Source organism: Staphylococcus croceilyticus (assembly GCF_002902575.1).
Classification (GTDB): domain Bacteria; phylum Bacillota; class Bacilli; order Staphylococcales; family Staphylococcaceae; genus Staphylococcus; species Staphylococcus croceilyticus.
This window is the reverse complement of sequence record NZ_PPRD01000071.1, coordinates 17,531-31,912: the sequence shown is the minus strand read 5'-3', so window position 1 is coordinate 31,912 and position 14,382 is coordinate 17,531. Positions and strand designations below refer to the sequence as shown.

Sequence of the window (14,382 nt, the reverse complement as noted above, 5' to 3'; positions counted from 1 at the left end):
ATATAAATACTAGAAAAATTTACAAAAATTTATATTTATATTTTCTAAAATTAGTATAAAATATATTTGATGAAACTTAGGAGGATAGAGATGAAAAATTCAAGTTTAATTATTAAAACATTCATTATCACTTTAATTAGCGTAATTGCATTATCACTAGGAACTAGTTATACATATCATTCTCATATTGCAAATGCGCAAACGTCACTAAAAAAGGAACCAGCAAAATTTGTTAGAGATGTGGATGGCGATACTGTTCAATTACTATATAAAGGTAAAAAAGCAACATTCAGATTATTGCTAATTGATTCACCTGAAACTAAAGATCCACGTAAACCTGTTCAGAAATATGGTCCAGAGGCGAGTAAATTTACTACTCGTATGATGGCGAACGCACGAACTATCCAAGTTCAGTTTGATAAAGGACAACGTACGGATAAATACGGTCGATATTTAGCTTATGTATACGCAGATGGTCAAATGGTAAATAATGCTATCGTAAGACAAGGTTTAGCTAGAGTAGCTTATGTTTACCCACCGAATAACACTTATGTACAAACGTTATATGCGAGTCAATCTAGAGCTCAAGCTGAAAAGTTAAACATCTGGAGTACACAAACAACTAAATCCACTACTAAATCAACAACTAAGACTAATGCAACACCTAAAACTACAAAACCTAGTACCTCAGTAAATAAAACAAATAAAACAAATAAAACAAATAAAACAAATAAAACTACTAAAGCTACTACACCACAATATTTTAAAAATTGTACAGCTATGAGACAAACATATCCTAATGGTGTAAGTAAAAATCATCCAGCTTATCGTCCAACATTAGATAGAGATAAAGATGGATGGGCATGTGAAGTAAGTAGATAATTAAAAAGTAATTAATGAAACCTGTCTAAAAAAGACAGGTTTCATATTTTTATGACTATAATTTAATTATGTCAACGAAAGATGATGAATATCTAATTTCATCTCTCCTTACTATTACTCATTTTCAAAAAGCGTTAACTATCATTAATACGGTTAAACCATGTTAAAATAGAAATAAGATTATAAATATTAGGTGAGAAAACGATGTCTAAAGTCAATTTAATAGAGAGTCCATATCCGCTTCAAAATATTAAAGGACTTGGACCTAAAAGAATGGCATTATTGCATGAATTAAATATTCACACGGTCGAAGATTTAATATTATATTTGCCGACAAGATACGATGATAATACGATAGTTGATTTAAATATGGCAGAAGATCAATCTACTGTAACGGTAGTAGGTCAAGTTTACTCAGTACCAACCGTAGCGTTTTTCGGAAGAAATAAATCGAAGTTAACAGTACATCTTATGGTAGATAACATTGCAGTAAAATGTGTGTTCTTCAATCAACCTTATTTGAAAAAGAAAATTGAATTGCATGGCACAGTGACAGTCAAAGGAAAATGGAATAGAGCGAAACAAGAGATTAATGGCAATCGCATGTTTTTTGATGCACAAGCACAAGATACTGATGAAGTGAAGCTAGAGCCAGTGTATCGAATTAAAGAAGGCATCAAGCAGAAACAATTGCGCGATATGATTCATCAAACCTTAAACGATGTAACTATTCATGAATGGTTAACGGATGAGTTACGTAATAAATATAAATTAGAAACGTTAGATTATACGATTAAAACGATGCATCAGCCGAAAGATAGAACTGAATTAATGCGTGCGCGTAGAACATATGCGTTCACAGAACTATTTATGTTTGAGCTAAGAATGCAATGGCTTAATCGAATTGAGAAGACGTCTGATGAAGCCATTGAAGTTAATTATGATATTAAAAAAGTGAAAGCTTTTATTGACACATTGCCATTTGAATTGACTGATGCTCAGAAAACAAGTGTTAATGAAATATTTAGAGACTTAAAAGCGCCGATAAGAATGCATCGTCTATTACAAGGGGATGTAGGTTCAGGTAAAACCGTTGTCGCAGCAATATGTATGTACGCCTTGAAAACGGCTGGTTATCAATCTGCACTTATGGTACCTACTGAAATTTTAGCGGAACAACATGCGAATAGTTTAACGGAGCTGTTTGGAGACTATATGAATGTCGCTTTATTAACAGGTTCTGTCAAAGGGAAAAAACGCCGTGCCTTATTGGAGCAACTCGAAAATGGTACGATAGATTGTTTAATTGGAACACATGCGTTGATTCAAGATGATGTAATTTTTAATAATGTAGGATTAGTAATCACCGATGAACAACATCGTTTCGGGGTAAATCAACGTCAGATGTTAAGAGAAAAAGGCGCAATGACTAATGTCTTATTTATGACGGCAACGCCGATTCCAAGAACTTTAGCTATTTCAGTATTTGGTGAAATGGACGTGTCTTCAATTAAGCAGTTACCTAAAGGGCGTAAACCAATCATCACTAATTGGGCGAAGCATGAACAATATGAACAGGTGTTAGCACAAATGACTTCTGAATTGCAAAAAGGCAGACAAGCATATGTTATCTGTCCTTTAATTGAAAGTTCTGAACATCTCGAAGACGTGCAAAACGTTGTAGCACTATACGAATCATTGCAAGCGCATTATGGCAATGGACGTGTAGGACTACTTCACGGTAAAATGCTAGCAGATGAAAAAGACGAAGTCATGACACGATTCAGTGAACATGAACTTGATATTCTTGTTTCTACTACGGTTGTAGAAGTAGGCGTTAACGTCCCTAATGCTACATTTATGATGATTTATGATGCAGATCGTTTCGGCTTGTCAACATTACACCAATTAAGGGGACGTGTAGGACGAAGCGAACATCAAAGTTACTGTGTATTAATTGCGTCGCCTAAGACTGAAACAGGAATCGAGCGTATGACAATTATGACGCAAACGACAGATGGATTTGAGTTGAGTGAACGAGATTTAGAAATGCGTGGTCCTGGTGATTTCTTCGGAGTGAAACAAAGTGGTTTACCTGACTTTATGGTGGCTAACATAGTTGAAGATTACCGCATGCTTGAAGTGGCACGTGATGAAGCAGCTGAGTTAATTCAATCGGGTGTCTTTTTCACAGAAACTTATGAACATTTGCGTACGTTTATTGATGAGAATTTGCTACACATGAGCTTCGATTAATAATATGTCTTTGCCTTTTCCGAAAAAGGAGAAAGGTATGATGATATTTGTTGAGCTTCTTAAATAGAAAGTGTTATGATATGTGAGGAATGTTTAAGACTTGGTACTAAATTCGTGTGTAGAGGGGGAACTTTAGTTGAAAATGAAGAAAGACGAACGTCGTCAAGCCATTCAAAAGGCGATTGATTTAAACCCCTTTATGACGGATAGTGCGCTGTGTGAGATGTTTGGTGTGAGTATTCAAACGATTAGGTTAGATCGCACGTATCTTAATATTCCTGAGCTACGCAAACGTATTAAGTTAGTAGCTGAGCAAAACTATGAGCAGATTCGAGCATTAGAGGCTAATGAAGTGATAGGTGACTTGATTCAAGTTGCACCTAATGAATCGGCACAATCGATTATTGAAGTAACAGAAGAATCGGTATTTGCGAAGACTCAAATTGCCCGTGGTCATGTGTTATTTGCGCAGGCGAATTCGTTATGTGTAGCATTAATACATAAATCGACAGTTCTGACACAAGAAAGTTCGATTAAATTTATTGAAAAAGTAAAGTTACATGATACTGTAAGAGCAGAAGCACATGTGACAGACCAAACAACGCATCATTTTTTTATAAAAGTTAATTCTTATGTTAAAGATGCTTTAGTGTTTCAAGGCACGTTTAAAATGTTTTATATAAGCGAGGATGAAGCAAATGGTTAAAATTGCTATAGATATGATGGGTGGCGATGATGCCCCTGGTATCGTGTTAGAGGCTGTTGAAAAAGCGGTTAATGATTTTAAAGATTTGGAAATTATTCTTTTTGGTGATGAAAAACAATATACGCTCAATCATGAACGTATTGAATTCAGACATTGTTCTGAAAAGATTGAAATGGAAGACGAACCGGTTAGAGCAATTAAACGTAAGAAAGATAGTTCAATGGTACGTATGGCTGAAGCGGTTAAAAATGGTGAAGCAGATGGGTGTGTTTCAGCAGGGAACACTGGCGCATTAATGTCGGCTGGATTATTCATCGTAGGTCGTATTAAAGGTGTAGCACGTCCAGCTCTTGTCGTTACATTACCAACGATTGATGGTAAAGGCTTTACCTTCTTAGATGTCGGTGCCAATGCGGATGCTAAACCAGAACACTTATTACAATACGCACAACTTGGTAATATTTATGCTAAAAAAGTGCGTGGTCTCAATAATCCAAAATTATCATTATTAAATATTGGTACTGAACCAGCTAAAGGTAATTCATTAACTAAAAAAGCGTACCAATTATTAAGTGAAGATGGTAGCTTCAATTTCACTGGTAATATCGAAGCGAAAACGTTAATGGAAGGTAACACAGATGTTGTAGTAACAGATGGTTACACTGGTAACATGGTACTAAAAAATATTGAAGGTACTGCGAAATCTATCGGTAAAATGTTGAAAGAAACATTATTAGGTAGCTTCAAAAATAAATTAGCTGCAGCCGTATTGAAAAAAGATTTAGATACGTTTGCTAAGAAAATGGACTATGCAGAGTATGGCGGATCAGTATTATTAGGTCTAGATGGTACGGTAGTTAAAGCTCATGGTGGTTCAAATGCGCGTGCATTTTACTCAGCAATTCGCCAAGCTAAAATTGCTGGAGATGAAAAGATAGTTGAAATTATGAGAGAAACGGTAGGTAATCAAGATGAGTAAAATTGCGATTGTTTTTCCTGGGCAAGGTGCTCAAAAAGTTGGAATGGCAAATGATTTATACAATGAAGATGCTAAGGCAACTGACATATTAAATTCAGCACAAGAAGCAGTGGATTTTGACTTATTAGAAACAATGTTTACTGATAGCGAAGGGAAATTAGGCGAAACTGAAAATACGCAACCCGCGTTGTTAACGCATAGTACAGCATTATTAAATGCACTTGAAAATATTAACGCAGATTATACAATGGGACATAGTTTAGGTGAATATTCAAGTTTAGTAGCTGCTGGCGTATTAAATTTCGAAGACGCTGTTAAAATTGTACGTAAACGTGGACAATTGATGGCGCAAGCTTTTCCAAATGGTGTAGGCAGTATGGCAGCCGTGCTAGGTTTAAGTTACGAAGAAGTGGACAGAATCTGTAAAGACTTATCTACTGAAGATGAATTAATTGAACCTGCAAACATTAACTGTCCTGGACAAATTGTCGTGTCTGGACATAAGACATTAATTGATAAATTAGCGGAAGAAGGTAAGTCACTGGGTGCTAAACGTGTATTACCTTTAGCTGTGTCTGGACCGTTCCACTCATCAATGATGCAAGTCATTGAAAAAGACTTCGAAGCTTATATTAATCAATTTGATTGGCATGATGCTCAATTCCCTATCGTGCAAAATGTGAACGCTAAAGGTGAAACAGATGCTGAAACAATCAAACAAAATATGGTTAAACAATTATATTCACCAGTTCAATTTATCAAATCGACAGAGTGGTTAATCGACCAAGGCGTTGATCATTTTATCGAAATTGGACCTGGCAAAGTATTATCTGGTTTAATTAAAAAAATTAATCGTGATGTTAAATTAACATCTATTCAAACTCTAGAAGATGTGAAAGGATGGAATCAACATGACTAACAAGAATGCATTAGTAACTGGTGCTTCAAGAGGTATTGGTCGTAGTATTGCGTTACAATTAGCTGAAGATGGCTTTAACGTAGCTGTAAACTATGCAGGTAATAAAGAAAAAGCAGAAGCAGTAGTAGCTGAGATTAAAGAAAAAGGCGTAGAAAGCTTTGCGATTCAAGCAAATGTTGCTGAAGGCGATGAAGTTAAAGCAATGATTAAAGAAGTAGTGAGCCAATTTGGTTCATTAGATGTACTTGTGAACAATGCTGGTATTACGCGTGACAACCTATTAATGCGTATGAAAGAGCAAGAATGGGATGACGTCATTAATACAAACTTAAAAGGTACATTCAATTGTATTCAAAAAGCTACACCACAAATGTTACGTCAACGTGGCGGTGCTATCATCAACTTATCCAGTATTGTAGGTGCTATGGGTAACCCTGGCCAAGCAAACTACGTAGCAACTAAAGCAGGTATTGAAGGCTTAACTAAATCAAGTGCACGTGAACTTGCATCACGTGGTATTACAGTGAATGCTGTAGCACCTGGTTTCATTGTTTCAGATATGACAAATGCTTTAAATGATGACTTAAAATCACAAATGTTAGAACAAATTCCATTATCACGTTTTGGTGAAGATAAAGACATCGCTTACACAGTAGCATTCTTAGCCTCTGAAAGAGCTAAATACATCACTGGCCAAACAATCCATGTTAATGGCGGTATGTACATGTAAGGTTAAATATGAGCATATTTTTAGTATGAATATTTATACTTTACTTAGTGTAAATAGTATCTTTACAATGCTAATAAATGCTTGTATTTTAACCACTAAAATGGGAAAATAAAATAGTCTATGGATAGACACTTTTAAAGGAGGTGAATCGACGTGGAAAACTTCGATAAAGTAAAAGATATCATCGTTGACCGTTTAGGTGTTGATGCTGACAAAGTAACTGAAGATGCATCATTCAAAGATGATTTAGGCGCTGACTCACTTGATATCGCTGAATTAGTAATGGAATTAGAAGATGAATTTGGTACTGAAATTCCTGATGAAGAAGCTGAAAAAATCAACACTGTTGGTGATGCTGTTAAGTATATCAATAGTCTTGAAAAATAAAAAACTTACATCTGAGTCGTCTACAGGATGGCTCAGATTTTTTTCATAAGAATCAATCATAGAATAGATATAATGGAGGTTCTAGTGTGACAAATCCAAAGAAAATAGCAATGGTAAACGAGTTTCAACAACAATTTTCGGAAAAAATGAAATCGCTTGGATTTGAATATTCAAATATCGAATTATATCAACAAGCATTTTCACACTCGAGTTTTATAAATGATTTCAATATGGATCGTTTAGAGCATAATGAACGTTTAGAATTTTTAGGAGATGCGGTATTAGAATTGACGGTTTCACGTTACCTTTTTGATAAACACCCTGACTTACCAGAAGGGAATTTAACTAAAATGCGTGCAACAATTGTATGTGAGCCCTCACTTGTAATATTTGCAAATAAAATCGGTTTAAATCAATTAATCTTATTAGGTAAAGGTGAAGAAAAAACGGGAGGAAGAACACGTCCATCACTCGTTTCAGATGCGTTTGAAGCGTTTGTAGGTGCCTTATATCTTGACCAAGGCTTGGATGTCGTTTGGCAATTTGCTGAGAAAGTGATATTCCCACATGTTGAAGATAATGAATTAATTGGTGTAGTAGATTTCAAAACACAATTCCAAGAATTTGTGCACAGTCAAAATAGAGGAGATGTGACATATCGCCTTATTAAAGAAGAAGGTCCAGCGCATCACCGTCTATTCACGTCTGAAGTTATTTTGGAAAATGAGGCAGTCGCAACGGGACAAGGAAAAACGAAAAAAGAATCTGAACAAAAAGCCGCTGAACGTGCCTATACTAAATTAAAACAATTAGATGCTTAAATAGAATGATATTAATAATTGTCCCTTATCAACAAGAATGAGTATGAATGTATTAAGGAGAATAGAATGGTTTATTTAAAATCAATTGATGCCATTGGTTTCAAATCATTTGCCGACCACACGAATGTGCAATTCGATAAAGGTGTCACGGCAATTGTAGGACCAAATGGTAGTGGGAAAAGTAATATCACAGATGCCATTAAATGGGTATTAGGTGAACAATCAGCTAAATCCCTTCGTGGCTCTAAAATGGAAGATATTATCTTTTCAGGAGCAGAACATCGAAATGCTCAAAACTATGCAGAAGTACAACTTAATTTAGATAACTCTACCAGACAATTACAAATTGATGCTGATAATATCGTTGTGACACGCCGATTATACCGCAGTGGTGAAAGTGAATATTATTTAAATAATGATCGAGCACGCTTACGTGATATTACTGAACTATTTTTAGATTCTGGTTTAGGAAAAGAAGCCTTTAGTATTATATCTCAAGGAAGAGTAGACGAGATTTTAAACGCAAAACCTATCGATAGACGCCAAATTCTAGAAGAATCTGCGGGTGTGCTTAAATATAAAAAGCGTAAAGCAGAGTCATTACAGAAACTTGGTCAAACTGAAGATAATTTATCTCGTGTGGAAGACATATTATACGATTTAGAAGGTCGTGTAGAGCCACTTAAAGCTGAGGCATCGATAGCTAAAGAATACTTACAATTATCTAAAGAAATGAAACAAAGTGATGTGATTGTTACTGTACATGACATCGACCAGTATTCTGAGGATAATCGACAATTAGATAATAGATTGAATGAGTTAAAAAGCCAACAAGCTGATAAAGAAGCGAAACAAGCTCAAATCACACAATATTTACAAAAACAAAAGGCGAAAAGCCAACAAATAGATACAGATGTAGAACGACTCAACTATGACTTAATTAAAGCAACAGAAGAGTATGAGAAGTTCACTGGTCAACTCAATGTATTAGAAGAAAGAAAACGCAATCAATCTGAAACTAATGCGCGTTTTGAAGAAGAAATTGAAAATCTAAATGAAGAATTAAGTAATGCTGAAAAAGAAAAAGAGGACATTACACAACAGCTGGTCTCTTTAAGAGATAAACAAAAAGGCTTAAATGCTGAAATACATGATTTAGAATCTAAACTTTATGTTTCTGATGAACAACATGAAGAAAAACTTGAAGCCATAAAAAATGATTATTATGAATTAATGTCAGAGCAATCTGATGTTAATAATGATATTCGCTTTTTAGAACATACACTTAAAGAAAATGAAGCCAAAAAATCACGTTTAGATACACGATTGGTTGAAGCTTTTAATCAGTTGAAAGAAATACAAAAAGAAATTTCAATTACTGAGGAACGTCACCAAACTATTTCAAATCAATTTAAAAATGTTGAAAAACAAATTCAACAACAAGAAAAAGCACTCTCAGATGCAAAACAGTTACAGACTGAGTATGAAGATAAATTGTATCAAGCCTATCGCTATACCGATAAAATGAGAGCTCGAATTGAAAGTTTAGAGACGCAAGAGGAAGAATATTCATATTTCTTCAATGGTGTTAAACATGTATTAAAAGCAAAAGGTAATACACTACAAGGTATTCACGGTGCAGTTGCAGAAGTCATTCAAGTGCCTTCAGAACTAACACAAGCGATTGAAACAGCGTTAGGTGCTTCTTTACAACATGTCATTGTTGAAACAGAAAAAGAAGGTCGCCAAGCCATTCAATTCTTAAAACAAAAAGGTCTAGGAAGAGCAACGTTCTTACCATTAAATGTAATTAAACCTCGCATGCTGTCAGCAGATATAAAAAGAACAGCGCAAAATTCCAATGGCTTTATTAATGTTGCGTCAGAAGCGGTTTCAGTAAGCAAGCAATATCAAGCTATTGTTGACAATCTTTTAGGCGCAACAATCGTTGTCGATAATTTGAAAAATGCTAATGAACTTGCAAAAGCCATACAATATAAAACACGTATTGTCACATTAGAGGGCGACATCGTTAACCCAGGTGGTTCTATGACAGGTGGTGGCGCTCGTAAAACAAAGAGTATTTTATCCCAAAAAGATGAACTGACTACGATGCGTGTCCAGTTGAAAAACTATGAACAGCAAACTCAAGACTTCGAACATCAACTACAAACGCATAAACAAAAAGTTGAAAGTTTAAGCGATAAATATATTGAGTTAAATCAACAATATAATGACTTAAAAGAACAATCACATAATGAAGCGTTAGCTTTAGATCGCTTGAAAACACAAGAAGCCCATATAAAAGATGAACATGAAGAATTTGAATTTGAAAAAAATGATGGCTATCAAAGTGAGACAAGCCGTTTAACGCTGACAGAAAAACAAAATCGATTAGTTGAAATTCAAACGCAACTTACACAGCTTGAAAAAGATATTGAGCGTTATACGCAACTATCTAAAGAAGGTAAAGAATCAACTTCAAAACTGCAACAACACTTAAACCAAAAACGTTCTGACTTAGCCGTAATTAAAGAACGTATTAATGCGCAAAAATCTTCATTAGAACGTGCAGAAAAACAAATTAGCAACATTGAACAACAATTAACAAACGTTAATGAGAAGATTGAATTGTTTAATTCAGATGAAATGATGGGGCAACAAGCTTTTGATAAATTACAAAATAATATTCAAGAGAAACAAGCGTTACGTGAATCAGTGACTCAACAATTAGAAGAATTGAAACAACAACGTTTAGCAGTCAATGAAGACGTAGAAATTCATGAATATCAATTACAAGAATGTCATCAAGACTTATTATCAATTGAAAGTTTTTATCAAGATATTAAAGCACAACAATCTAAATTAGACGTGTTAATTAATCATGCCATTGATCATTTAAATGAGAAATATCAATTAACAGTTGAACGTGCCAGAGAAGAATATCAAGATGATACTCCTATTGAAACGTTACGTAAGAAAGTTAAATTGACTAAAATGTCTATTGATGAATTAGGACCTGTTAACATCAATGCGATAGAACAATATGAAGAAATTAATGAACGCTATACGTTCTTAAATGATCAACGTAATGATTTACGAGAAGCGAAACAAACGCTTGAACAAATTATTGAGGAAATGGACCAAGAAGTGAAAGGTCGTTTTAAAGAAACATTCTTACAAGTTCAATCGCATTTTACTACAGTGTTTCAGTCGTTATTTGGTGGCGGACATGCTAAATTAGAGTTGACAGATGATGATTATTTATCAGCTGGGGTAGATATTATTGTTCAGCCTCCGGGTAAAAAACTACAGCATCTCTCATTATTAAGTGGTGGTGAACGTGCCCTAAGTGCTATTGCGTTATTATTTGCAATATTGAAAGTTCGCTCTGCACCATTTGTTATACTAGATGAAGTAGAGGCTGCACTTGATGAAGCAAACGTCATTCGTTATGCTCAATTTTTAAAAGAATTATCAGTACAAACTCAATTTATTGTCATTACGCATCGTAAAGGAACAATGGAATATTCGGATCGCTTATACGGTGTCACAATGCAAGAATCAGGGGTTTCTAAATTAGTAAGTGTCAATTTAAATACTATAGATGAGGTCATGAAGGAGGAGCAAGGATGAGTTTTTTTAAACGATTAAAAGATAAGTTTTCATCTAAATCTACTGAGGATATTGAACAAGAATTATCTGAAAGCGAAGAGGTAGAGGGTGAGTCATCATCGCAACAAGATGACATAGCAGAGCCTGCCCCTAAGAAGAAACCTCGTAAGTTAAGTGAAGCAGACTTTGATGAGGATGGCTTAATTTCGATTGAAGACTTTGAAGAAATTGAAGCACAAAAAATGGGTGCGAAATTCAAAGCTGGTCTTGAAAAATCACGTCAAAATTTCCAAGAACAACTTAATAATTTAATTGCACGTTATAGAACCGTAGACGAAGATTTCTTCGAAGCATTAGAAGAAATGTTGATTACAGCAGACGTTGGATTTAACACAGTAATGCAATTGACTGACGAATTACGTACAGAAGCTCAACGTCGTAATATTAAAGAAACTGAAGATTTACGTGAAGTTATCGTTGAGAAAATTGTAGAAATTTATCACCAAGAAGACGATAATTCTGAAGCGATGAACCTTGAAGACGGACGCCTTAACGTCATTTTAATGGTAGGTGTTAACGGTGTAGGTAAAACAACTACAATCGGTAAATTAGCACATAGATATAAAATGGAAGGTAAAAAAGTGATGCTTGCTGCAGGTGATACATTCAGAGCCGGAGCTATCGAACAATTACAAGTTTGGGGCGACCGTGTCGGTGTAGAAGTTGTTAAGCAAAGTGAAGGTTCAGACCCAGCAGCAGTTGTATATGACGCAATTAATGCTGCGAAAAATAAAGGCGTTGATATTTTAATTTGTGATACAGCTGGACGTTTACAAAATAAATCTAACTTAATGCAAGAATTGGATAAAATGAAACGTGTCATTAGCCGTGCTGTACCAGACGCACCACACGAAGCGTTATTATGTTTAGACGCTACAACTGGTCAAAACGCATTATCACAAGCGCGTTCATTCAAAGAAGTAACGAACGTTTCTGGTATCGTATTAACCAAATTAGATGGTACTGCTAAAGGTGGTATCGTGCTTGCAATCAGAAATGAACTTCATATCCCAGTTAAATACGTAGGTCTTGGTGAGAAATTAGATGACTTACAACCATTCAACCCAGAAAGTTACGTATACGGTTTATTTGCAGACATGATTGAACAAAATGAAGACATTCCTGATGAAGTTGCTGAATTAGATTTTAATAACGAGGAACATTCGAATGGGGAAAAATGATTTAGTTAAAACCTTACGAATGAATTATTTGTTTGATTTCTATCAATCATTACTTACTGAAAAACAAAGAAATTATCTTGAATTATTTTACCTAAAGGACTATTCTTTAAGTGAAATTGCAGAGACATTTAATGTGAGTAGACAGGCAGTTTATGATAATATAAGAAGAACTGGCGATTTAGTAGAAGATTATGAAACTAAACTCAATTTATATGAAAAATTCGAACAACGCCGTAATATTTATGAAGAAATGAAACAAACGTTAAATAATCCAGATAGATTAAAACACTATATTACTCAATTAGAAGAATTGGAATAATTTTCAAAAAAGGAGGGCAATTAACATGGCATTTGAAGGATTATCCGATCGCTTGCAAGCCACGATGCAAAAAATCCGTGGTAAAGGTAAAGTCACAGAAGCGGATATTAAAACAATGATGCGTGAAGTACGTCTCGCATTACTTGAAGCCGATGTTAACTTTAAAGTAGTTAAAGACTTCGTTAAGACTGTATCTGATCGTGCTTTGGGTTCAGACGTAATGCAATCTTTAACACCTGGTCAACAAGTCATAAAAATTGTACAAGATGAATTAACACAACTAATGGGTGGAGAAAATACATCTATAAATATGGCAAATAAGCCACCAACAGTAGTAATGATGGTAGGTTTACAAGGTGCCGGTAAAACGACAACTGCTGGTAAATTAGCATTATTAATGCGTAAAAAATACAATAAAAAGCCAATGTTAGTAGCTGCCGATATTTATCGTCCAGCAGCGATTAACCAATTACAAACAGTAGGTAAACAACTTGATGTACCCGTATATAGTGAAGGGGATCAAGTTAAACCACAACAAATTGTTGAGAATGCCTTAAGTCATGCGAAAGAAGAACATCTCGATTTCGTAATCATCGATACAGCTGGTCGTTTACACATCGATGAAGCATTAATGAACGAACTTCAAGAAGTTAAAGAAATTTCTAAACCAAATGAAATTATGTTAGTTGTCGATGCAATGACAGGTCAAGATGCCGTTAACGTTGCACAATCATTCGATGACCAACTAGATGTGACAGGCGTTACTTTAACTAAATTAGATGGTGACACTCGTGGTGGTGCTGCGCTATCAATTCGTTCCGTTACTCAGAAACCAATTAAATTTGTCGGTATGAGTGAGAAGATGGACGGTTTAGAACTATTCCATCCTGAACGTATGGCATCTCGTATTCTTGGTATGGGTGACGTTCTAAGTCTTATTGAAAAGGCTCAACAAGACGTCGACCAAGAAAAAGCGAAAGACTTAGAAAAGAAAATGCGTGAATCATCATTCACATTAGATGATTTCTTAGAACAATTAGATCAAGTTAAAAACTTAGGTCCACTTGATGACATTATGAAAATGATACCTGGTATGAATAAAATGAAAGGTATCGATAAATTAAATATGAGCGATAAACAAATCGATCATATTAAAGCAATCATTCAATCAATGACACCAAGTGAAAGAGAAAACCCAGCAAGTTTAAACGTTTCACGTAAAAAACGTATCGCTAAAGGTTCAGGTCGTTCTTTACAAGAAGTAAATCGATTAATGAAACAATTTAACGATATGAAGAAAATGATGAAACAATTCACTGGTGGCGGACGTAAAGGTAAAAAAGGTAAACGTAGTCAAATGGAAAATATGCTTAAAGGCATGAACTTACCATTTTAATAGCAACGAAAATATCGAATTCCTTATGAGTAGGAATTCGATATTTTGTGTTGCAAGGGTATAGGTTTGCGGTTTATTTTATAAATCTAATTTCAAAGGTTCGCCTGAGCTGAAGCTCAGGCATAACCAAA

At 34.9% G+C, this 14,382-nt stretch carries 12 protein-coding genes; all 12 read left to right on the top strand.

All coding sequences use genetic code 11. From position 1 onward, the window contains the following. The first annotated feature begins 90 nt into the window (after positions 1 to 90). The 12 genes from CD128_RS08800 to ffh all read left to right on the top strand — a co-directional run bounded on the left by CD128_RS08800 (position 91) and on the right by ffh (position 14,251). Positions 91 to 882 (top strand): thermonuclease family protein, encoded by a 792-nt coding sequence (locus CD128_RS08800; RefSeq protein ID WP_231917282.1) that lies wholly within the window; start codon positions 91 to 93, stop codon positions 880 to 882. A 204-nt stretch (positions 883 to 1,086) separates the two neighbouring features. Next, entirely contained in the window at positions 1,087 to 3,138 is a 2,052-nt protein-coding gene (recG, locus tag CD128_RS08795; RefSeq protein WP_103329595.1) for an ATP-dependent DNA helicase RecG, read from the top strand. A 136-nt stretch (positions 3,139 to 3,274) separates the two neighbouring features. Continuing rightward, positions 3,275 to 3,844 carry a transcription factor FapR gene (fapR, locus tag CD128_RS08790; RefSeq protein ID WP_103329594.1) on the top strand — a complete coding sequence of 190 codons (570 nt, stop codon included), beginning with the start codon at positions 3,275 to 3,277 and terminating at the stop codon, positions 3,842 to 3,844. After that, entirely contained in the window at positions 3,837 to 4,823 is a 987-nt protein-coding gene (gene plsX / locus CD128_RS08785; protein ID WP_103329593.1) for a phosphate acyltransferase PlsX, read from the top strand. Before fapR ends, plsX begins: the two co-directional genes overlap by 8 nt. Then, positions 4,816 to 5,742 carry an ACP S-malonyltransferase gene (gene fabD / locus CD128_RS08780; RefSeq protein WP_103329592.1) on the top strand — a complete coding sequence of 309 codons (927 nt, stop codon included), beginning with the start codon at positions 4,816 to 4,818 and terminating at the stop codon, positions 5,740 to 5,742. Before plsX ends, fabD begins: the two co-directional genes overlap by 8 nt. Beyond that, positions 5,735 to 6,472 (top strand): 3-oxoacyl-[acyl-carrier-protein] reductase, encoded by a 738-nt coding sequence (gene fabG, locus CD128_RS08775; protein WP_103297870.1) that lies wholly within the window; start codon positions 5,735 to 5,737, stop codon positions 6,470 to 6,472. The genes fabD and fabG overlap by 8 nt, the downstream gene beginning before the upstream one ends. 153 nt (positions 6,473 to 6,625) lie before the next feature. Then, complete coding sequence (locus CD128_RS08770) at positions 6,626 to 6,859, top strand: acyl carrier protein (RefSeq protein ID WP_001830184.1); 234 nt, start codon at positions 6,626 to 6,628, stop codon at positions 6,857 to 6,859. A gap of 110 nt (positions 6,860 to 6,969) precedes the next feature. Then, positions 6,970 to 7,680 (top strand): ribonuclease III, encoded by a 711-nt coding sequence (gene rnc / locus CD128_RS08765; RefSeq protein ID WP_415239158.1) that lies wholly within the window; start codon positions 6,970 to 6,972, stop codon positions 7,678 to 7,680. Between the two features lie 66 nt (positions 7,681 to 7,746). Next, the gene (gene smc, locus CD128_RS08760; protein ID WP_103329590.1) at positions 7,747 to 11,316 is read left to right on the top strand and encodes a chromosome segregation protein SMC; all 3,570 of its coding nucleotides are present in this window, start codon (positions 7,747 to 7,749) and stop codon (positions 11,314 to 11,316) included. Next, a complete protein-coding gene (gene ftsY, locus CD128_RS08755) occupies positions 11,313 to 12,536 on the top strand; it encodes a signal recognition particle-docking protein FtsY (protein ID WP_103329589.1) in 1,224 nt (407 codons plus the stop codon). Before smc ends, ftsY begins: the two co-directional genes overlap by 4 nt. Then, entirely contained in the window at positions 12,523 to 12,855 is a 333-nt protein-coding gene (locus CD128_RS08750) for a putative DNA-binding protein (RefSeq protein ID WP_103329588.1), read from the top strand. The genes ftsY and CD128_RS08750 overlap by 14 nt, the downstream gene beginning before the upstream one ends. A 25-nt stretch (positions 12,856 to 12,880) precedes the next feature. Further along, a complete protein-coding gene (gene ffh, locus CD128_RS08745) occupies positions 12,881 to 14,251 on the top strand; it encodes a signal recognition particle protein (protein WP_103329587.1) in 1,371 nt (456 codons plus the stop codon). Positions 14,252 to 14,382 lie beyond the last annotated feature (131 nt).